The organism is Chromobacterium haemolyticum (genome assembly GCF_002081825.1).
Taxonomy (GTDB): domain Bacteria; phylum Pseudomonadota; class Gammaproteobacteria; order Burkholderiales; family Chromobacteriaceae; genus Chromobacterium; species Chromobacterium fluminis.
The window spans coordinates 1-21,540 of the sequence record NZ_MUKU01000020.1 but is presented as its reverse complement, the minus strand read 5'-3'; the positions used below and the strand labels follow the sequence as shown (position 1 = coordinate 21,540).

Sequence of the window (21,540 nt, the reverse complement as noted above, 5' to 3'; positions counted from 1 at the left end):
TATTGCTTTCAGCCTGCGCGCACGACGAATTGGCTGGGGATGAACTGTCCCAGACAAATACTGGGATCAAGCACATCAGGCGTGTTGGCCGGCGGAGGCATCTGGGCGGGCTTGGTGGGGCGGAACTGGGCGATGAACTGCTGGCCCTTCAACAGCCACGCCGCGCCGCTGTTGACGTGCAATGCTTGCTGATTGGGCATCAAGCTGCTAATAGTGATCACGCCGGCACCGGGGATGGTGTGGGTGGGCGTGGTGTAGATGGCATTGATCTGTACTTTTTTCTCATCGCCCGCCAAGCACACCTTGCGTCCCTGCACTGTGGGGAGGGCGCTGCCGCGAATCAGCGCTGCTCCAGTGGGAATGACCTTGCGGTTGCCGAACATCGGCTTGAATTGCAGCAGGTCCTTATCAACAATGACGATATCCATTACCGGAGGCGCCCTCCCTCGGCATTGAGCATGTCCAGCATGCCGGTAAACTGACTGACATCCTCCGAGCCACGTACGCGATAGTTGAGTGAGACCCTCAACCGGGTGGGTTCTTGTTCACTTTGTTCCGCCACCACGCTGAGCACTTCCACCCGTGGCTCGTAGCGCAATACGCTGTCACTGATGGCGCGACGTATATCCGCCAACAGGTCTTCGCTGATGTTTTCAAACAGATAGGCATTCAAGTCACAGCCATAGTCTGCACGCATGATGCGTTCACCTGGCAGGGTATTGAACAGAATCTCCAAGCTCTGGCAAATGTCGTCCAGGTCAACGGCCATATCGGGACCGCAATAGGTTTCAGAAATGGAAAAGGCAGGCGGAAACGCCCAACCGCGGCCAAGACGGCCGGTGGTGGCATTAGTCATGATAGCATTCCTAATTGAGGCTAAAAAATTGAGAAAATATAACCGTGACAGCATGACAAAAACCAAATAGCATTTAGCCATGACGCCATGTAAAATCAAACGGCAAAACAATGAACTATTTCCGAAATACTCTTACATGTGGCCATCAAAAAGCCCAATCAAGGAAAGCCATGTCCACCTATTTTTAGCACCTTAACAACACGATCGTTTATTTGGAAATAAACTCTGTGCTGCTGCGACAATCTAATTGAAAAAATATCAACACCCGCTCTTTGCTTTATCATCTCATAATGAGTATCACCCACCTCATTCGCAGCTTCTTTTGGATGCTTGCCTTGCTGAATCAGCTGCCTCCAACGGTGATATTCTCTCATCGCACTCGAAGGAACCGATTTAATTTTGGAACAATCAAATGCCTTACGGGGAATGTCGTCATCAAATCTCCATGATGCGGCACTATCCGACTGAGGCGGCTGATCCTCCCGCAGCCTCACCTCCTTTTCCTTGTAAAATCGTTTTTTTCTATTTCTTTTCTGCAACGCTTTATCAACAGTAGGAAAATTACTTAGCACACTCCGACTGGCAATTGGTTGATCACGCAACTCATCGGCCGTAACATAATCACTCTCTTCCGCGGTAAAGAAAACTTCTTTTTTTATATCAAAATCATACATACTTCACCTCCCATCAAAGCCAAGCTCGGCCCAGCAGCACTTTTATTTTTGGCCTATAAAATATCGTCCAATCCATTTCGAACGCCCATCCTCTAAACAGCTTATTTCCCTATACCAACACTACATCCCCACATCCACCTTGCTGCCCTTCACCTTGACCTGCTGCCCGCTCAACTCCTGCTTGGCCTCGGCCTGTAAGACCATATTCTTACCCTTGGCCCGTATGTCTTGCGGGCTGTCCGCGGTAATGCCCGTTTTCAGCGTCAGCCTGTCCTGATCAGACTGCAGCACAGCGCTTTTGGCCTGGCCGTCGAACAGCAGCTGTTGCACGGTGCCGTTGGCTTGCAGAATCAATCCGCGCTGCTGGCGGTGTTTCAACGGGTCGATCGGAGACGGTTGTCTAGGGTTGTGCATGGAGCCCAGCACCACCGGAAAGCGCGGGTCGGCGCCAAAAAAGCCCAGCACCACTTCGTCGCCCGGTTCCGGGTAGAAGCACACGCCGCTGTCCTTGCTGGCGTAAGGGGAGGCAAAGCGGGCCCATAGCTCCTCGCCCAGCGCTGGCACCTTGATCCGCAGCTGGTCCAACCGGTCCGGGTCGGACTGATAGTCAGCCACTACGCCGATTTGCAAACCAGGGGCCTCCGGCAGCAGTTGCAGGTCCGCTTCTGCTGGCAAATCCAAACCTACGGCAAGAGTGGTGCGCCAACGGCCTGGCGTCAGTTGGTGCTCAATACCGCTGATCACGCCCTTACCATCAAAGGCCCCACCAAAACCCTTAACTTCCAGAGTGTCGCCTAATTGGTAAGCGATGCCGCCAGCGACGGTAAAGCGACCGCGCACGCTGGCAGCCTGTAGCGCCAACAGGCGACCAGTCGCCCAAGCGCACTGTTCGCCGTCCTGCAGATTGCATGAAGTGTGAAATGATTGAGCCTGAGGCCCCAAATTGGCCAAGGCTTTGGCATCCCACGCGCCACTGCCCAATAGTGTGGAGCTGGATTGACGGGTTTGCGCTTGCTGCCTGCCCGCATTCCAGGTGGTGAAGTCGATTTTCTTAATCAGTTCCCGGCTATTAAATGTCCAGTCCGCCGCTTCCACTAAAGGCGTATGACCAGACACCCCTGCCTGCGCGGAGACATCACGAACCAAGGTATGTTTGGCAGCGGACAACTGTGGCGGCATGATAGCGACACCGCCTTCCGCGTCCGGCCATAACCAAACGCCATTGGCAAACAGGCGCGCCTTGATGAATTGCCAATCCGAACATTCATATTGCACCAGTTGCGGGTGCGTGAACTCTGGCAGACCACTGATCTTGCTCTGACTCTCCAGGTAGCGCTGAAGCAACTGCTTGAGCACCATCTTGTCAGTTTGCTGGACAAAAACTTGGCTAGCATGGCTGGACTGCGCCCCTTGCAAGGGGTGGCACAGGCGCAAAGTCATTTCGCTACCAGCCTGGGTTTGACGGCAGTGCTGCTCTGCCACAACGCCGGAAAACAGTACACGGCCATCCGCAAATTGAATCACCACCGGCGTACCAGGCTGGCTGAGTTTGGCATCCGCCGTAAATTGATCAATATTGCCCATCGCAGCGCCTGGTTGTTTAAGCACCAGCTTGGCATTGGGAATCTGATTAGCCGCCAGCCGAGTTTTCAGGCTCAGCAGCGCCAACGTCTTCAGCGGCTGCTTGGCCGTGCCAAACAGTAGCTTGATGTCTGGTGGCGCGGATTGCCCCTTGCCCTTGTACAGATCACTCATGCTCTTGTCTCCAAGTGATCAACTTCTGCCGGCGCTATCAGCGTATCGCCAGGCTGGGCAGCGTCCAAACTGTCCAGATCATTGGCACTAGCCACCGCAAGATAGCTATAGGCGCCGGCGGTGCCGGCCGCCGTGGCCAGTGTGGCCGCGACCATAGGCAAGCAGGACATATCGGACAAGGTGCAACGGGCCTGCCTCTCGGTCAGCTTGGCCAGCTCCGCCCGCTTCAGAGGCTGGCTATTGTCTGCGCTCAGCGTTAGCCGAACCGTGGCGCGCAGTGGCTTGGCCTTGCGATCGAATCGGGTGTAGCGGGTTTGCAAAGACACCGCGCGGCCAGCGAAATAATCCCGACCATGCCAATGCATCTTGCCCCACTCCACTTTGAGATAGGGGGTCTCCAAGGTGCCTGGTGCTGTCTCACAACAAAGGGATTGCAGTGCCGCCAGCTGCGACTCCACCGATGGCTTATTGCCTGGCAAACTGGCATCAAATAACAACTCCAGTTGCAACTCACCGGGCCGCACCTTCTTGAAATGATTGACGCTGATGGAGCCGTTGAGATAGTTGTCCGCGTCGTAATCAATGCCATAGCTCAAGTCCAAAGCTTCTGGGTTAAACATTACCTGCATCTCACCCAGCTTGACCTGATGCTCACGGTCCTTATAAGCACATATTTTCAGTTTGGACAATCCAAACTCTAGAAGACCTTTCATGCCCAATCCTCCTGTTGGTCCCTCAGGCTCGCCAGCACCTGTGCCGCGATTCGTTCGATCAAGGCCTCCTGTTCGGCCGGAGTCGCCGCCACCTGCGGCCACCCTGCGGTCGGAACCGGAGCGCCGTCCTCCACGCGCGCCTGAATAATCAACTCCTGAATCTCAATCATGCTTTAGCTCCCAACCATTGCATGTCGCGGTAAACCAGTTCGATACGGTTGACTAGCGGAGCATTACTATTGGCGTCCAGATCACCGGTTTGCCATTTCACCGGCAAGGCATCGGTCACCGTCCAACTGCAGACTGGTAGCGATTGATGGTTCAACAACATGATCACCACATCGACATACGCGGTATCCATGCCGCTCAATACATAGTCAAACGCCAGCGACAGTGGCGTTGGCGTCATCACGCCCCGCTCCAGCACCAATGGCGGATGGCTTACGCGCTCCGGCAAGTAAAGATTGGTCGCGTTGACGCCGCCTTGATGCTGCGGGCTCACGCTTAGCTCACCCTTGCTCAAGCCAGACACTCGCTGAAAGCGGATATCCAGCGGGCTGGGCAGCCCCTTGAAGAAAAAGGTGACCAGGAAGCGGTGGGAGACCTCTGGCTCGAATAGCTTTGCCAATGCGCTCATGCCGGCTCCTTGCTAACCTGCGGTTCCATCATGGTGAGGCGTAGATTCAACGTGATGTATTCCGCCGGGTACAAAGCCGATAGTTCCACGCGCAAGATCAGCCGCCCAGCCAGCAAGTCGTCCTTGCTCATACTCTCGCCCAGGCCAACAAACAAACGAAATGCCTCATCCTCACTGGCGCCGTATAGCGCACCGTTCAGCCACAATTCACGCAACCAACTACGGCACAAGCTTTTGAGCTTGAGCCAGGTGATCTCGTTATTGGGTTCGAATACGCTAAAACGCGCCAGCGCGGACAGCTGAGCCTCTACATAGCCAAGCAGCCTACGTACTTGGAGATAGCGCCATGGAGAGGTAGTCGACGGGGTCATGGTCTGGCACCCCCATACCCGTACGCCGCGGCCGGCAAAAGAACGTATCAGGTTGACCGGCAATGCTTGCTCGAGCACTTCCCCCCCCTCCCGCAACGTGTATTGCGGTTTGAGCACCTGCTGCAAGGCCTCATTAGCCGGAGCTTTCCACACCCCACGTTCACGGTCAGTACGCTGCACCTGTGCGGCAATGACTCCCGACGGCGGCGCCAGCACACGCGTCCCGCCTTTCAAATACATGCACTCAAGATGCGGCCAGTAGGTAGCGCCGAACTCCAAGTTATCCAACGCCTCTGCACCGTCCAACACCCCAATGGCATCCGTTGGCAAGCCCGGCAAATCCAGCACCGCGAAACAACCTAGCCGGGCGCGGCTGACATTCAGCATCGCTTGCCACACATCACGCCACGGGCGCTTAAAATCCGGCTCCTGATTCAGCAACAGGATGTCCGGCACGCACAGCAAGGTCACTGAGTTGTCTTCTGTCAGCGCGGGGCCTGTCAGCGCCGCGATCAGCTGCTTCGAAATAGCGCTGGCGCTTTCCCCCATACCGCTGGTCAAGCCAGCGGAAAGCACATGGCACTCTCCGCCGCCATTGTCAAAATACAAGCGCAACGATTGGTATAGCGCAGACTCCTCCAGTTCCGCCTTATCCTCTTGCGAGAAATCCTTCTCGCAGAAGATGGACAGAAACTCCTCCCAGGAGACAATAGCAACCATTCGTCCGGCCGCTCCTTTCTGGGTATACCCAATGAAGACTGGCACCGCGCTGTTGCTTTGCGGTGTGGCCAAGGACACCACCTTATTTGAAACATCCACGCCGGGCATGGGCCTCAACATGATTAACTCCTTGCTCGACACCCCCTACCCACGGACACGCAATGAAAACTGCGCGCAGCAACCCCTACGATGCCGGACACAGGGCCGGGCCTCGCAAGCTTAGTGAAGGGAGCGTTTAGGAAATGGGGGGCAGGGACAGCGCCCTGCCCGACTTACTGCATATTCTGGCTGAATTGCAACAGGATGAACTCCGCGGGACGCACCGCCGCCATGCCCACTTCGATAATCATCTTGCCTTGCTGAATATCCTGCTTATCCATGGTGACACCCTTGCCGACCTTCACGACATAAGCCTCTTGCTCGCTGTTGCCCTGCAAAGCGCCCTGCCGCCACAGCATGCGTAGATAGTTGTCGATGGCGCCGCGCACTCGTTCCCAAGTAGCTTGGTTATTAGGCTCAAACATCATGACTTGCACGGTTTTCTTGATGTCCCGCTCCACGCTATTGAATAGCCGGCGTACCGGGATGTAACGCCAGTCATCACCATCCACGTCCAAGGTACGCGTGCCCCAGATCAAGGTACCTCGCCCGTTGAATGCACGGATGGCATTGATACCTTTAGCGTTCATGCCATCCTGATCCTCATTCGTCACCACTACGCTTGGCGCTTGCACCCCATGCAGCTCAATATTGGCTGGCGCCTTCCATACACCGCGCTCTCTATCATTGCGTGCATAGCACCCCGCCACCGCGGCGCTGGCCGGCAGCGTGATGGACTCGTTGCCAAACTGGGTAGCCAATTTTTCAACAACAAAGGCATGGGCATCTGGGTTAATGACTTTCAACCCATCCAGCGTTGCTATTTTCTTACCTTCGTTACTTTTATAGCCATCAAGCGTAATGTCTATATCGGCCGGCAGCTCCGCACAGAAATCAGTTAGCAGCGCAGGATAGTAGCTAGCGGTTTGGCAAAGCGTAGTGTTTGGTGCCTCACTTTTCTCTTGGCTATCTGCAATCAAAAAATAGCCTTGTTGGTTTTTCAACAAGGTATCCAATTTTGAATAAACTGCCTTCTTGACTTCTCCGCTTTCCAGGCAAACCAGCAAAGCAGCATCAGGCGCCTGAGTTTGGATAACCTTAGGAAGCTCACTCAACTCACTTTCTTCATTGCTCAACAATGGCAGCAGGTAGCACGGGCCCCCACCGTTCTGGAAGTAATGCTGGATAGCGTAATAGTTGAAGCACATATCGGCTTCCACATTACCATCAACAGGCACCACTTTGGCTGCAATGCTTTTTTGCCAACCCGCACCCTCCGGCCTATCTTTCGAAACGGCTGCTTTAATAGAAAAATCAGCCTCTTCTGTCTTTGTCTCGAGCTTCAGACGAAGTCTGACATTGCCCATATCCTTGGGCAACGGCGCAGACGCAGAAATCAGGCCACCCGCAGAAGAAGCAAATTCAAGCACAAGCTCTCTATCGCCAACAATCAGCCGGGCATCTTTGACAGCCTCCTTTTCCACCTTCCCCAAAGCCACCCACATATTTCCATCATCAGCAGGCTTCTGATTCAGCACAATCTCAAAAAAAAACGCCTCCCCCTTAAAAACAGACGCCTCTCCCTTTATTTCTTTTACGCCCACCTCTCCCGCTTCACTCTTGCTAACTCTATTGCGTAGTCCTTTAGCTTTGGACTGGCCTGCAAACTTAACTTCAGCAGCAACTTTGGTAAATTTCTGACTAAATGACAGCCAATCATGGATAGGAATACATTGACCTGCCTCCAGCTTATTCAACTCATCCTTAGTTTTGAACTTGCCAATAAACACAGGCAACGCTGTGGCCCCCGCCTGCACCGACAGCGACCTTGCTGCCGTTTCCTTAACAATCACGCCTGGTGCGCCCATGGCTTCTCTCCTTGTCAATGTTGACGCGGGGGTGACACAGTCCTCCCGCGCCCTTGCCGCTTAGCCCTGGTTCAAGCTCTGGGTAAACTGCAGAATGATGAACTCCGCCGGACGCACCGCCGCCATACCTACCGTGACAATCATCTTGCCTTGCTTGATGTCATCGTCGCTCATGGTGACACCCTTGCCGATCTGCACGAAGTAAGCCTCTTTTTCGCTATCTCCTAGCAAAGCCCCTTGTTGCCACAATTTGCGCAGATAGTTATCGATGGCGCCACGCACCCGCTCCCAAGTCGCCTGGCTATTGGGTTCAAACACCATGGGCTGCATGGCTTTAGCAACATCCTTTTCCACGCTGTTGAACAGCCGGCGTATCGGCACATAGCGCCAGTCGTCTTTGTCCTCCAGCGTACGAGCGCCCCAGATCAGCGTGCCGCTGCCTTGGAATTCGCGAATCATGTTCAAGGCTTTGCCTTTGTTGAGCTCACCCTGGGTGGCATCGCTGACCTTGTACTTCGGCTTAACGCCGCCTTTAAGCGCCACATTCGCCGGCGCTTTCCACACGCCACGCTCACGATCCACCGTGCAATAAGCACCAGCCACGGCCGCGCTGGGCGGAATTTCTTTCTCGGTCCAATCCGCCTTCAACCACGGGTAATACACAGCGCCAAATGCCCCGATGGCGGAATCCGGCGCCTCCGGCTTCGCGTCGTTCTTACCGTCCAGAATGGCAAACCGGCAGGCACCCGCTACGCACAGCTTGCTGGCGGCGCTCTCGATATCTTGGCCAGCCGCCACCAGCAATGTGACATCGTCTAGTTTGGGCACTTCTGCCTCCAACTCCTTAACAGGAATCAGATAACAGTAGCCGCCGCCATTTTCGAAATAAGTTTTAACCGAAACATGCAGGACATCATTCGGATCAAAGACCTGCACTTTGGCCATAAACTCCAGCCAAGAAGCAATTTTGTTTACACCCTGAATATTTTTTTCTTCGTCTTTAACTGCAATCACCGGCACTGCAGTTGCACCACCTACAATGGACAGAGATTGGCTAGCCAGCTCTTCGATATAGACACCGGGATAAGTCGGGATAACAGGCATGAAAATTCGCTTTCAGCAGAATTAATAATTAAAGAGAAGGATCAATGAAACTGGATGGTTACACTATCCGCCATCAGGCTCATCTCTTCGATTGCCACTTCATTACTGGTAGCATCCAGGCTTGGAGCGGTGAGCTTGGTGGGAAAGGCATTAGCCACATTCCAGGTAATCAGCAACTCGCTACCCGACTCATTGGTAAGACTAATAGAAATATCTTTCTTTTCCACCTGATTCAGCGAGATGGACTTAATCCACTCATACAGCTGGCTCTTGCTTTTCACCACACCGCGCTTGAGTGAAATATTGACCGGAGCAAGTTGGCCCGGCATATAATATTTGCCACCTACGCCATCTTTGTAAGTAATGGTTTCATGAGAGATTTCCATGCCGGACACAGCCGAGAAAGCCATTTCCTCATTACCCACTGTCACACGATAGCGGTAGGTTGGAATCGGATATGCGCTTGCAATTTGCTCAGACGCTGTTGCCATAGTTTATTTCCTTGCAATGAGTGTGGGTGATGTCGTTTTTTGCCTTTATTAAGGAGTAACGACCTGTCCATTCGCCTGCCAAATCATTTGGCGATTGGAACGGTCCCCATCTTCGCCCCCATCACCTCTCTTGCCTCCCAATATTCAGAAATCTGACTTCCTCTCTCCCTCATCCAACCTAAACCCCGACACTAATCGCACAGCCCCTTCTTTCTCCATCGCTAGAAGCGAGCTAATGAAACACTTCCCAACCCTTTACATCGAGCACTTGCTTATGAGCTTCCACACATCCGAAACCCCTTCGGATAAGCGGTTTGACCACAACTATGTCTTGCTGCTGGCGCAGATCCAGCGCATAGACCATCTGCTGCAAACCCGCTGCCAACAACTACAGCAAGAAGCCGCAGCCCTAGAAACAGACTGGCCATATGACGATGAAGACACCCCACCTCCGTGGCTGGAGGCGCGGCTCAATTGGCAAGCACCGGAGGAGCTACAAGATGAGCAGGCCGACACTCGGCTAGGCCTGCTAGTAAGGCGTTTTGGCCTCAACCCGCTAGAGCGGGATTTACTGCTACTAGCGCTATTGCCCGCTATCGACACGAAGTATCAAGACCAGTTTGCCCAGGTACAGGGACATGGCCGCCTGATTCTCCCCACCGTGCAGTTTGCGCTGGAAGTGCTCTGCCCACCGCCAATATTGCAGGCGCGTCACGTCGCTAGCCTGCTTCCGGATGCCCCATTGCTACGGCATGGCTTATTGCAACTGTCACACCCCCGCGATGGCACCCCGCAAACCCATAGCAAAGCCTTGCTTAAGCTGGAGCCAAGCCTGCATCACTATCTTATTGGGCATGACTACCTGCCCACCGAACTACGCTCTAGCTGTCGTTGGTTGCAAGCGCCCACACACTTGGCAAGTACGCTGGAACCTTGCCGGCAACAACTACAAACCGCACTGCGACAACCGTCAATGCGGCTGAGCTTGAAGGGCATGCCTGGCAGCGGCCGATCTGCTTTGGTGGCTAAGGCGGCCCAATCCATTGATATGCCGGCGCTGGAGTGGGAGTTGTCCCGTTTGCCCAAGAACGAAAATGATGCCGTTCCGCTCCTGGCCGCCGCTTTGCGCGAGGTGCAATTGCACGCAGGATGCTTGGTACTGAAGGGGTTAGCAGAGTGGGCCAAAGACCACCCCAAGCTTTACGCACACTTGGGTAGGCTGGCGGAAACTTGCTCCCCACCCATTGTCGTGCTGCAAAACACCGCCGCGCCAGTATGCTGGCTGGGCGAAGCACCGCAAATGGTGTTGAGCCTGCCGCCCCGCAATCTGCATCAAGATCAGGAGGTCTTGGCTATGCACTTGACGGGCACCCCACTAGCCGACGACGTGGAACTCACCACGCTGGCGCAACGCTTCCCCATCCTCGCCCCACGCTTGCCCTCTATCCTGCAAGAAGCGGAGCTCTATCGTCAGCAGCGCGATCCCCTCGCTCTTCTCAGCCACACAGACTTGCACCAGGCTTTCCGCTGGCGCAGCCAGCAGAGCTTTGGTGAATTGGCGCAGCGTATTGAGCCTAAGCGCGGTTTTGACGACTTGATCATCCCTGTCCCGCTACAGCAACAACTAAGTGAATTGCGTGCCGCCATCCAGCAACGCGAGCATGCGCTAGTGCAAGGCTTTGGCGACAAGATGCATTACGGACTGGGCATCAGCGCCCTATTTCATGGCGCTTCCGGCACCGGCAAAACCATGGCGGCGGAAGTGATGGCAAGCGTGCTGGGGGTGGACCTGATCAAAGTGGACCTGTCCACAGTCGTCAACAGATACATCGGTGAAACCGAAAAAAACCTGTCGCGCATTTTTGATCTGGCGGCGCTGGATAGCGGTGTGCTGTTCTTCGACGAGGCCGACGCCCTATTTGGCAAACGCAGCGAAAGCAAGGACGCCAAAGACCGGCATGCCAATATCGAAGTGGCCTACCTGTTGCAACGCATGGAAACCCATAGCGGCCTGATCATTCTATCCACCAACCATCGCTCACATCTGGACAACGCCTTCAGCCGGCGCTTCAGTTTCATCATCCAGTTCGACCACCCCGATCATGCCACCCGCCGCCGCCTATGGCAGGCCGCCTGGCCCACGCAGGTACGCTTGGCCGAAGACATGGACTTTGAACGCTTGGCCACCATGGCGGACGTAACTGGCGCCAATATCCGCAATATCGCGCTGGCCGCCACCTGGCTGGCCGCCGATGCCGGCGAGCCACACATCGGCATGCCCCACATCCAACACGCCCTCAAACGCGAACTGGCCAAAACCGGCCGCCTCGCCCGCTATTAAGGACACCCCATGAATTCGCATTACACAACAGCTACCTCCAACGCATTCAACGATAAACCCGGGATCGACAGCGATAAAGTGCTGGAGACACTCAACCAGAAACTGGAAGCCGCAGTCAAAGCCTACTTGCCCGGAGACGCCGTCAAGATTTGCTTCGATATGCCTGACCCGGATACTCCACCAGCCCAGCCAACCGTCAGCCTATTTCTGTATGGCATTCAAGAAGATCTGGAACTGCGCACCGGCATCACCCGACAGTTCAACAACGGCGCCATGGCCGCCGGCCAGGTCAATATCAAATGCGACTATTTGATTACCTATTGGGAAGCCAAACCCGAAACGGCGGGCTATGGCATCACCTCCCATTACGACAGCCCGGCTTTGATCACGATGAATCAGGTGTTGAATGCATTGGTCAACAATCGGGAATTGAAGGGGATGCCCGGCGCTTACACCCGAGTGATCACACCGCAGGAGTTGCGCAATCTGAGTCATTTTTGGCAGGCGTTGGGCAATAAGCCGCGGCTTTGTCTTAACTACTCGGTGACGGTGCCGCTACGACTAACGGATCTGAATGAGACCTATGACACATTAGAAGCAGCAGGCTGGTGGTTAGAATTGCAAAAATCGACACCAGAAAAAAATTCTGCAATAAACAATATAGAATAGGCAAATTAAAACCGGCACAAAGGGTACAACCAGGAATATACGGCCAAAGAGTTTCGGGCCGCCGCCATAACCACTCACCCCCTAGTGCGCTCATGCATGACTAACTTTTAAAACAACGTCATCCAAAACTTGTCGTGCATCTTATACTCTTGACTCCCCATTTACAAGAGAAAATCTTAAGCAACAAACACAACATAGAGCCAATTTCAACCCAGCTTCATTCACTTACCAAGACCACAAAATGCATGATAGTAAAAAACTTTTAGAAGACGATTCTAAAAAGAAAAACGACGAGCAAGTCGACCATACCCTAATCGATATTAAAAGAACTGAGACAGATGATGATATCAATAGCGACAGCTACACCTACAACGACAACAACTCTTCAAATTGCAATCTCGGTAGAAAAGGGTGGGCGGGCATCATCACTAGCATTGCTGGCATTACTGCCTTTCTCGCTACAGTACGCAAATCCGAGCAACCAGCCTATGGTGACGACACGGGTATTGAAAATGATATGCCGTCTATTCGAATGGAAAACCAAAAAACATTGCTGGGATTAAACATACATGATCTGAAAAATAGCTCACGGGAAGCGGAAGAAATATATACGACGCCTCCTCCTAAAGCAACACTCATAAAGCTACTCGTGAATTTAACAAGCAACGCTACTACAGCTTTTAAACTCTACAATGAGCTTCCGCAAAATAACAGCATTCACTCGTCAATGGCAAGTACACCTGCGAACATTGGACCTACAGCGTCCCAGGCTCTCGGCAACCACTGGACGTCAGAAAACAAAAAAGAGCTACAATCGAAAATTAATATCAACAAAAGCGAGGAGAATAAAAAGGTCGACAAGGCGGAGCAACCATCGTCAGCTAGTAATTACCATGAAACCCCACTCGACGACACTGACATCAATGAATTTAAAGTATGGATGCTCAGACTGGGCTTGACTGTCTCTGTTTTGAAGGGGCTTGATTGATATGTCTCGATTACCCGATCACACATTAGTAGTGTGTGAGAAGCAATATTTCCAACGGCTCACAAGTGTCTAGAGAAGCCGGGGCGATTCAGTCAGGCCGATGCGGACTGTTCGAAGAATTGTTTTTTTGGTAATACAAATTGATTGTTCAAATGCTCGAGAGGTACTTAAATGAATTTCGTGTATGAGGCTATAAACAAGCCTGATGTTACATCAAAAAAAATATCCGCCGAATCGGACGAAGAGGAAGGATTTGAAAATACTTCCACTACTGAGCAGGTGTCCGCTCCGGGGGGGGGGCCGTGGGCATTGCCCCCCACGCCTCCTGGCGAGGCATCCGGACCTGACATGGAAGCGCCGAGGGCGCGCCTAAAGGCCACTTTCAGCAAATACCTTCCCGAGTTCCTCGAATTTCAGCAGTTCGGCCACAACATGTTGTTTCCCAAAGCCGCCGACATCGATGCATTACAGTCACAACTGAGGTCGATGCAAACATTGAGACAACCGCTGCAGCGGTGGGTGGAGCAGCTGCGACAGCCAGCAGAGGCCTTTTTGGATAAGCTCAGGCTGTTCCAGAAAGAGAAAGGGCTGTATGCCCACTCCCTGGAATATGTCAAATTCAAGTTAGCCCTGCATGAGGAGGGGGGGGATGAAGATGCCCAGGAATATTATGAGGCGATTAAACATGCCAACAGGATGGCGGGGTATCTCTCCGGGACGCTGGATCTCATCCAAATCGCCAATGACAATCACGAAAATTTTTCATCATGGCAAGATTTTCTGGAGGAATCCTCCCGTAATCTCCGCGATAAGCTTTCCCCAATAGATGCAGACAGCTCCATGGGCAGCTACGCCAAGGCTCAAACACGTGGAAACCTGACCAAAGACAATCCCGAGAACATAAAATTTAGCAGAATAGTGAACTCGGCAACCTGGGATGAGAGACAGAAGCGTGAAGCACTGAGCGAGAAGCTGACGGGCCAGGCGAAGAAACTGCTGAGCGGCATAAAACTGGTCGATAATTATGCAAAGAAGACACATGAAGACAACGAGGTCAACAGGCTCGCCGAGTACCTCCGTGATGTCTGTAAAGTCTTGCCTAGGGTTGTCAAAGACATTAAGGTGGTAGGGAAAAGTATTCGGCCTTCGGCAGCGATGCTTCCCGATGCTTTCAAATTACCCAAACAAAAAAAAGAAGTAACAGAAGAAATAAAGGACTTGTCGAAAAAAGCCATCCACCCCCTGATAACAGCAGCAAAAGCGGGGAAGAAGAAAGCGCTGGGGGTAAAGGATATTTTTGCCATGTTGTCTGATAAGGCAGAAAAAAATAAGCACCGTGCTGCACATGCATTGCCCTACGGCAATGACTACGAAACGAATGAGGCAACCCGTAAAACCAACGAGGCGGTCTTTCAGGCAGGCATGATCCTTTCGGATAAAATTCAGCAAACCGTATCTAATATATATAAAGTGCAACAGGCTGCCCGTCCATTACAACATGCGGTGGAACTGGACAGTGGGCTCAGTAATGAATTATCCCAGGTGAAGGCCAACCAGATCCTGGATGCGAAGCTGGCGGCTGAATCGGCCAGGTGGAAGGAAAAAGCCGAAGAATCAAGAAAGCAGCTGCAGGAAACGCTAGTGAACCTCACGGCACTGGCGGGGGATCCTGGGAAAAACGCCTTTTTATCGCAGCTGAGAACGCCATTAAGCGAGGCGCCTCAAGATCCGCAATCGGCGTCCATCATCAGTGACTTTGATGCACAGATAAAAGCGTTTGTCGACACACTGGCTGGCATCGAAAAGGGTCTGAAGCAAGTTGCAGTGCGTCTTTCCGAACACGGTGTGGCGGGTGGTAAAGAGTTAGACAAGAAGGTGGTGAAATGGACGCGGGATCTGGGGCACGTAAAAGATGAGCTGAAAACCAGCATCACCCAGGCGACAGGGCGGTCGATCAATAACTTTTCTCGCCATGGCATGCTGGCAAGACGGATGGGGGTGTTGTCAGAGTCGGAAAAACAGCTCTATCTGGCAGAGCTTTCACCGGAAGACAGGGAGCAGGCCGAAACGCAATATGACATCTTGTTCTTTGAGGTGCTGAAGGACTATCTTCCCCTGTTGTCCAAAGACACCGACCCGGACGGCGAACGTCTTCTTCAGCGGCTACGAATTGAAGTGAGAAATGCTGCTGAAGGCACGACACTTTACCCCGTGACCATGGCCGAGATACTGGCAGGGATGAAAAGCACAGACCGGGCGATAAGAGACTGGTCGCGAAGAAAACTGGTCAGAACGGGCTTTATGGCAGCGGCCTTCCTGCCCATAAAGCTGGGACTGGATCTGGCCACATTACCTGTGCGTATTACCATGAAAGTTGTCATTAAAGGTGCCATTACGGGAGCCAAAGTGGCATGGATTAACCGCAGGGGGCAACAAGGTATTCGGAGTGGCGAGGGGGATGTGAGTGATGAGAAATGGGAATATGCAAGGGAGAGTGTTAAGACAGCAGCAATCAAACTAGTGCTATCGCTTCCACCGGGGCTGGCAGAGATGCTGGGGGTTGCCTCGATTGCACTAGATGTTTACGAGGGAGGGCTGAAAGGTGCGGCAAAACAAATAGCGAAGGATATTATAGGAGAAGCTCCCTGGAGTGCGCTGGATGTGGGAAGCAGAATGGCGGCCGAAGCCTATACCGACGCATTGCTCAATGCCGCACAGGAAAAACCCGAATCGACATCGGAGGTTGCGAGTGAAAAAGAAGAAGGCGATGAGGATATCATTGGGTTGAGCGCCAAAGACGAGTTGAAGCGTATGGCAAATGAGTCCTCAGACCGAAAGATTCGGACTATGGCACAGCGCTTGCTGGCGCAGCTTGGCGATGATGATGTTCAGATAGAGCAGTCGAACCGCAAGGTGCGTGCCCATTACAATCTATCCACCCAATCGATCAAGATAGGCGCTAACTCACCTGACTGGGAAAGGATGCACGAAATTGCCCACAGTCTGACTGCACATAAGTTGTGGTACGCACGGGAGAATCCGGAATCAGAACATGGTCAATGGACCGCACAGATCGATGCCCTACGCCAGAAAGCAAAGGACGCTTATAAGGGGAATGATAAAAATACTTTGCATTACCTGGAAAGCATGGATGAGTTCGTGGCCGGGCTATACTCCGGCGAGAGCGACTTCATCGATCACCTGAAATCCATAAGGACTGTGGATAGTACTATTCTGTCGAATGTGATCGAGTTCATTCTCCGGTTACTGGGCCTTGGTGTGGAGCAGAAGAGCGCCTTGACCGAAGCAATGGGTTTGAGTGACAAACTCATTGACAGCCCATTGGATGGCATGGACAAAGATGAACACAGCGGTATCCTTTATTCGCCGGAGAATAATGCTGATTTAACCGGGCCGGCAGCCCCGAAGAAGAAGAAAACCATCATCGACGCAGATATCCAGCGGGCTGAAAAAAAGATGGAACGAGCAGCTGCCAAGGCGGAAGATTATAAGCGTGACTATTATTCTAAAATCACACCGCAAACACCGTTTCATGAGCGGCAGAGCCTGCAAAGCGCCTACAATGACCTTGAGTTGAAGTCTTATCGGGCGAGAGAAAGATTCCTGAAATTGTCCGGCAAGAAGAAAACCATCACCGACGCAGATATCCATCGGGCTGAAAAAAAGATGGAACGAGCAGCTGCCAAGGCGGAAGATTATAAGCGTGACTATTATTCTAAAATCACACCGCAAACACCGTTTTATGAGCGGCAGAGCCTGCAAAGCGCCTACAATGACCTTGAGTTGAAGTCTTATCGGGCGAGAGAAAGATTCCTGAAATTGTCCGGTATCCATCGGGCTGAAGAAAAGATGGAACGAGCAGCTGCCAAGGCGGAAGATTATAAGCGTGACTATTATTCTAAAATCACACCGCAAACACCGTTTTATGAGCGGCAGAGCCTGCAAAGCGCCTACAATGACCTTGAGTTGAAGTCTCATCGGGCGAGAGAAAGATTCCTGAAATTGTCCGCTATCCATCGGGCTGAAGAAAAGATGGAACGAGCAGCTGCCAAGGCGGAAGATTATAAGCGTGACTATTATTCTAAAATCACACCGCAAACACCGTTTTATGAGCGGAAGAGCCTGCAAAGCGCCTACAATGACCTTGAGTTGAAGTCTCATCGGGCGAGAGAAAGATTCCTGAAATTGTCCGGCAAGCGGCCTGTCTTGTCTGTATCACTGCTTCAGGACGGGACAAAAACATCCCGGACGCGATTCGAGGGTCTCTCGAAAGACAGGACAATAGGGCCGGCATTTGAATTCGTGGAAGACGGGACAAGTGTGTCGCAATATGAAAATCCCTTACCTCAGGAAACGCAGTGGGGTCCGATTCAATCTCAAGCTTCCACGATCTTTGGGACGAGCGAAATGCAGCCAGATTCATCTCTCTCCCAACAGGAACGGGAGCAGCGTATAGATGCCTATGGCAATCGCGTGAGAACGCAATTGGCGAGCGTAGAAAGTGGTAGCGAAGCTGAAAGAAACGTTAAATTTTTGACCGCTCGACCGTTCCTAACACCCGCGGGTTATTTCAGCGGTGGCTTGATGGCAGCTGGGTACGATCCAAACGAACCGATCGTGATCACATACAAGACCTATACGGGACTCTACTCGCCAAAAAACCTGCAAGGTACCTCCGAGCGCACCTACGCGGCATGGGAAATCGCAGCGGGTCTCCATGTGCACGATAAGCCAGAAAAAGGCGGCATAGTAAATTTCTCTTCTGAGAAATTCAAATCACCAGAAGACGAGCGCAAGGTCAAGGATTTAGAATCCATTGGCGAAAAACTGCAAGCTCGTTGGGAGGAAGATGTAGCAAAACCGACGAGGGACTCTACGGGAACACTGGACCGGCGCTCCGGGGAGGCGGATGCTCATACTTTGCGGGCAACCTTGGGAAGCCTGCTGCGCGATGAGGATAATTTTAAACAATTGAGTTCCGAAGGCCAAGCAGCAGTGACGCGGACACTGGACCACAATGGACAAGTTATTATTCCCAACGTATATGGCTATCCACTGGCAGGGTATGCATTTATTCCTTACACACCGTATGACGGAAATTATGAGCATAGGCCCAATCAGGGATTGTTGATTGATTTGCGTAACGGTGCCGTTAGCGAAATTCATGGGGACGATGATTTTGCAAATTGGGCCGAAAAAAATCGTGATAACTTGCTTCACAGTTTCAATGCCAGTGATAGCCAAGGAGGAAAAGATGTCCATTGGCCCAAAGCGGGTGATGTTCTTGATAATTTGATTAGAGGAAATGAAGTTCGGTACGAAGGGTATTACAATCTCGTCTCAGATCAACAAATTCCGGTTAGAGAGACATTTAATTATACAAGGTCGCGGGGGGGCGAATATGGGTTGAAATATGGCAACCTAGCAACGGATGGTGACAATGGTATTGCATCTAAGTACCAGGCTGTTAACGCAAAGAATGCTAAATGGGCCGATCAAACTCAGGTATTTGGATCTTCTCAGCAAAATTGGAAATCAGCAAAGGGATTTTGGAATAGTTCCTTCGGCTACCTGCCCGTTATCGGCAGCGCTGGCAATATTGTCATCGGCGTACATGATAGCATCGATGGTATGACCGCGGATGATCGTATTGGGGGTAATGCTGCAGCATTCATATCGAGCCTGCAGCTTGGGCACGACATTGCGACAGGTGCGGTAGATTTGGCAGCTGAGGCCAGGATACCTTCAGCATTTAAGCCCCCCGCTACCCATGATTACGGATGGATTTATAATTCAGAGGCTCACGAATTTAAATTCAAGTCATCGCCCAAAGTAATGAGTGAGACGAACCATATTGGAGTAGGAGAAGAGGAAACATTCACGCTTGATATTAGGGGGAGCGGCAATGGCGTCGATAATGAAATGCTACAACCACCTCCTCTTCCTCCAGTCAACAAAATGGTAGCACCTAAGCCAGCCATAGCTCACGCTCCCCCCGTTTCTGAACAGCTAACATTTGGGCCGCAATCTCCCAAGGAACCTAATGGAATGCTGCAAGATAGAGCAGCAGAGATACGTAATATAGTGGACAAAGAGAGAAAAATATCTGCATTCACAAAGGAAGAAAAGTTGGAAAAAGCAGAAGAAATCCGTGCAATAGAGGACAAAAAGAAAACATTCACTTCGACTGAAGGACGGTACCACGGCAACGTCACTCATTTCCGTGCTCGTTATCAGGAATGGGAGGATATAAAAACGAAAGGCCAGCTGAAATATGATGAATTTTATACCTCTCAAGGCAAACAAGTGTCTCCAGACACTACAACACGATATACAAGTAGATATGAATCGTATAAACCACCAGAAAGTGATAGAGATTCAGTAGAATTTATGAATGATAAAGGGGACGTCAGCAAAATCCCTGGAAAGCATATTAATGTCAAGGTATGGTCGGCCGAAAAACCTGCTTACGAGTTCAGGGTATCAGATAATGGCGAAGTGCTCGTTGTGGACGAGATGTGGGGGAAGCTTGATAAGGATATAAAACTCGTAGATAAGCCCGATGCATTACCCATGAACGAACTTCAGGGAGAGTTTATAAAGGATAGTCCGGAATTACAGCAGAACATAAAATATATCACCCAGGAAACGATCGCTAATACGGAGACGCAAAGAGTAATGGATCTGATATTACCCAAAAGTAAATGGGCTGGAGGCGCAGTGGTAAAACTTAAGCCGCCAAGTGATGCATTTAACGCAATGCTAACCACACCCAACGTACAGCCAACTGCACGTATGTTAAGCACGTATTCTGAGTTTAACAGACAGATAGTAGAGATACGTATTCAAGGGTACAACAGAATAACCATGGTATTAGGTCCGAGGGCTGTTTGAATGTAAGTGTTCCGGGTAAACTAAATTGTAGAAGTTCCGACTTGATCTGACAGTCAGGCCTTGCCGAGAGGTGGGGTTACCCGTTTTGATAGAGGTGCGAATCTTCATCAAGACAGCGCGAAAGCGCAGGAGTAACCCCATGGCAAGTTTCAACCAGAACATCATCAAACACAAGATTGGCCTGCTAAACCTGGCAGCTGAGCTAGGCAACGTCTCCAAGGCCTGCAAGGTAATGGGCCTGTCCCGAGATACTTTTTACCGCTACCAGAACGCAGTGGCTGATGGCGGCGTCGAGGCGTTGTTCGATGCCAATCGTCGCAAACCCAATCCCAAGAACCGCGTAGACGACGTCATAGAGGCGGCCGTCGTTGCCTATGCGACGGAACAGCCTGCGCATGGGCAAGTGCGAGTCAGCAACGAACTACGCCAGCGCGGCGTGTTCGTTTCCCCTTCCGGTGTGCGCTCAGTCTGGCTGCGACATGACCTGGCATCGTTCAAGCAGCGGCTACGCGCTCTGGAACATCTGGTAGCTGAACAAGCCATCGTGCTCACCGATTCGCAGATCGCGGCACTGGAGCGCAAACAAGAAGATGATGTCGCGCATGGCGAGATTGAAACATCGCATCCGGGCTATCTAGGCTCGCAGGACACCTTCTATGTGGGCACGATCAAAGGTGTCGGGCGGATTTACCAGCAAACCTTTGTCGATACCTACAGCAAGGTGGCGTTTGCCAAGCTCTACACCACCAAAACGCCGATCACCGCGGCGGATCTGCTCAATGACCGGGTGTTGCCGTTCTTTGCCGAGCATGGGATGGGGGTATTGCGTATGCTGACAGATCGCGGAACCGAGTATTGCGGCAAGCCGGAAACCCATGATTACCAGCTGTACTTGGCGGTAAATGATATCGAGCACACCAAGACCCGTGCGCGGCATCCGCAGACAAACGGCATCTGCGAACGCTTCCACAAAACGATCTTGCAGGAGTTTTACCAGGTGGCATTCCGCAAGAAGCTCTATCTGGAACTCGATGAGCTACAGGCCGATCTGGATACTTGGTTGGTCTACTACAATCAGGAACGCACACACCAAGGCAAGATGTGTTGCGGTCGCACACCCGTACAAACCTTTATTGATGGCAAACGGGAATGGAGGGAGAAGGTAGACAACTTGAATTGATCTGACAGCCAGGCGCCGTCAAAACGGGAGACTGTCATACATGGACGCCCCCTTTTGCCAAGCCATCTTTTTGTTTAAGCCAAGAACAAGGTTGGGATTGCAGCCATACATCCGGGCTTTTGACGAGGCCGTCGCCTCTGCCCCTAATGGAATATGCTG

Annotated in this window: 16 protein-coding genes; 5 read left to right on the top strand and 11 right to left on the bottom strand. The window is 52.0% G+C overall.

All coding sequences use genetic code 11. The features are described 5' to 3' along the window. Positions 1-8: 8 nt before the first annotated feature. From B0T39_RS15315 to B0T39_RS15275, 11 genes are all read right to left on the bottom strand, one after another. Complete coding sequence (locus B0T39_RS15315) at positions 9-428, bottom strand: hypothetical protein (RefSeq protein WP_081548086.1); 420 nt, start codon at positions 426-428, stop codon at positions 9-11. Next, positions 428-856 carry a GPW/gp25 family protein gene (locus tag B0T39_RS15310; protein ID WP_081548084.1) on the bottom strand — a complete coding sequence of 143 codons (429 nt, stop codon included), beginning with the start codon at positions 854-856 and terminating at the stop codon, positions 428-430. Before B0T39_RS15310 ends, B0T39_RS15315 begins: the two co-directional genes overlap by 1 nt. Before the next feature lie 158 nt (positions 857-1,014). After that, a complete protein-coding gene (locus B0T39_RS25155; protein WP_141111250.1) occupies positions 1,015-1,530 on the bottom strand; it encodes a hypothetical protein in 516 nt (171 codons plus the stop codon). 120 nt (positions 1,531-1,650) lie between these two features. Continuing rightward, a complete protein-coding gene (locus B0T39_RS15305) occupies positions 1,651-3,285 on the bottom strand; it encodes a phage baseplate assembly protein V (RefSeq protein ID WP_081548082.1) in 1,635 nt (544 codons plus the stop codon). Next, positions 3,282-3,998, bottom strand: a complete 717-nt coding sequence (locus tag B0T39_RS15300) for a CIS tube protein (RefSeq protein ID WP_081548080.1) — start codon at positions 3,996-3,998, stop codon at positions 3,282-3,284. Before B0T39_RS15300 ends, B0T39_RS15305 begins: the two co-directional genes overlap by 4 nt. Next, complete coding sequence (locus B0T39_RS25675) at positions 3,995-4,168, bottom strand: DUF5908 family protein (protein ID WP_176219567.1); 174 nt, start codon at positions 4,166-4,168, stop codon at positions 3,995-3,997. Before B0T39_RS25675 ends, B0T39_RS15300 begins: the two co-directional genes overlap by 4 nt. Beyond that, complete coding sequence (locus B0T39_RS15295; protein WP_081548078.1) at positions 4,165-4,635, bottom strand: phage tail protein; 471 nt, start codon at positions 4,633-4,635, stop codon at positions 4,165-4,167. Before B0T39_RS15295 ends, B0T39_RS25675 begins: the two co-directional genes overlap by 4 nt. Then, positions 4,632-5,846 carry a phage tail sheath family protein gene (locus tag B0T39_RS15290; RefSeq protein WP_081548076.1) on the bottom strand — a complete coding sequence of 405 codons (1,215 nt, stop codon included), beginning with the start codon at positions 5,844-5,846 and terminating at the stop codon, positions 4,632-4,634. Before B0T39_RS15290 ends, B0T39_RS15295 begins: the two co-directional genes overlap by 4 nt. Before the next feature lie 152 nt (positions 5,847-5,998). After that, positions 5,999-7,693, bottom strand: coding sequence for a phage tail sheath family protein (locus B0T39_RS15285; protein WP_081548074.1), 1,695 nt, complete (start codon positions 7,691-7,693; stop codon positions 5,999-6,001). Between the two features lie 60 nt (positions 7,694-7,753). Next, a complete protein-coding gene (locus B0T39_RS15280) occupies positions 7,754-8,797 on the bottom strand; it encodes a phage tail sheath family protein (RefSeq protein WP_081548072.1) in 1,044 nt (347 codons plus the stop codon). 41 nt (positions 8,798-8,838) lie between these two features. Next, positions 8,839-9,288: a phage tail protein gene (locus tag B0T39_RS15275; protein WP_081548070.1), complete on the bottom strand. Its 450-nt coding sequence runs from the start codon at positions 9,286-9,288 to the stop codon at positions 8,839-8,841. 130 nt (positions 9,289-9,418) lie between these two features. Between B0T39_RS15275 and B0T39_RS15270 the strand changes: the two genes are divergently transcribed. The 5 genes from B0T39_RS15270 to B0T39_RS15255 all read left to right on the top strand — a co-directional run bounded on the left by B0T39_RS15270 (position 9,419) and on the right by B0T39_RS15255 (position 21,381). Further along, positions 9,419-11,629: an ATP-binding protein gene (locus B0T39_RS15270; protein WP_141111249.1), complete on the top strand. Its 2,211-nt coding sequence runs from the start codon at positions 9,419-9,421 to the stop codon at positions 11,627-11,629. Between the two features lie 9 nt (positions 11,630-11,638). Beyond that, positions 11,639-12,298, top strand: coding sequence for a DUF4255 domain-containing protein (locus tag B0T39_RS15265; protein ID WP_081548066.1), 660 nt, complete (start codon positions 11,639-11,641; stop codon positions 12,296-12,298). A 241-nt stretch (positions 12,299-12,539) separates the two neighbouring features. Then, on the top strand, positions 12,540-13,286 hold the full coding sequence (locus B0T39_RS25150) for a hypothetical protein (protein WP_141111248.1): 747 nt from the start codon (positions 12,540-12,542) through the stop codon (positions 13,284-13,286). A 171-nt stretch (positions 13,287-13,457) separates the two neighbouring features. Then, on the top strand, positions 13,458-20,201 hold the full coding sequence (locus tag B0T39_RS15260; RefSeq protein ID WP_141111247.1) for a hypothetical protein: 6,744 nt from the start codon (positions 13,458-13,460) through the stop codon (positions 20,199-20,201). A 139-nt stretch (positions 20,202-20,340) separates the two neighbouring features. Continuing rightward, positions 20,341-21,381: an IS481 family transposase gene (locus B0T39_RS15255; protein ID WP_081548062.1), complete on the top strand. Its 1,041-nt coding sequence runs from the start codon at positions 20,341-20,343 to the stop codon at positions 21,379-21,381. The last annotated feature ends 159 nt before the right edge of the window (positions 21,382-21,540 follow it).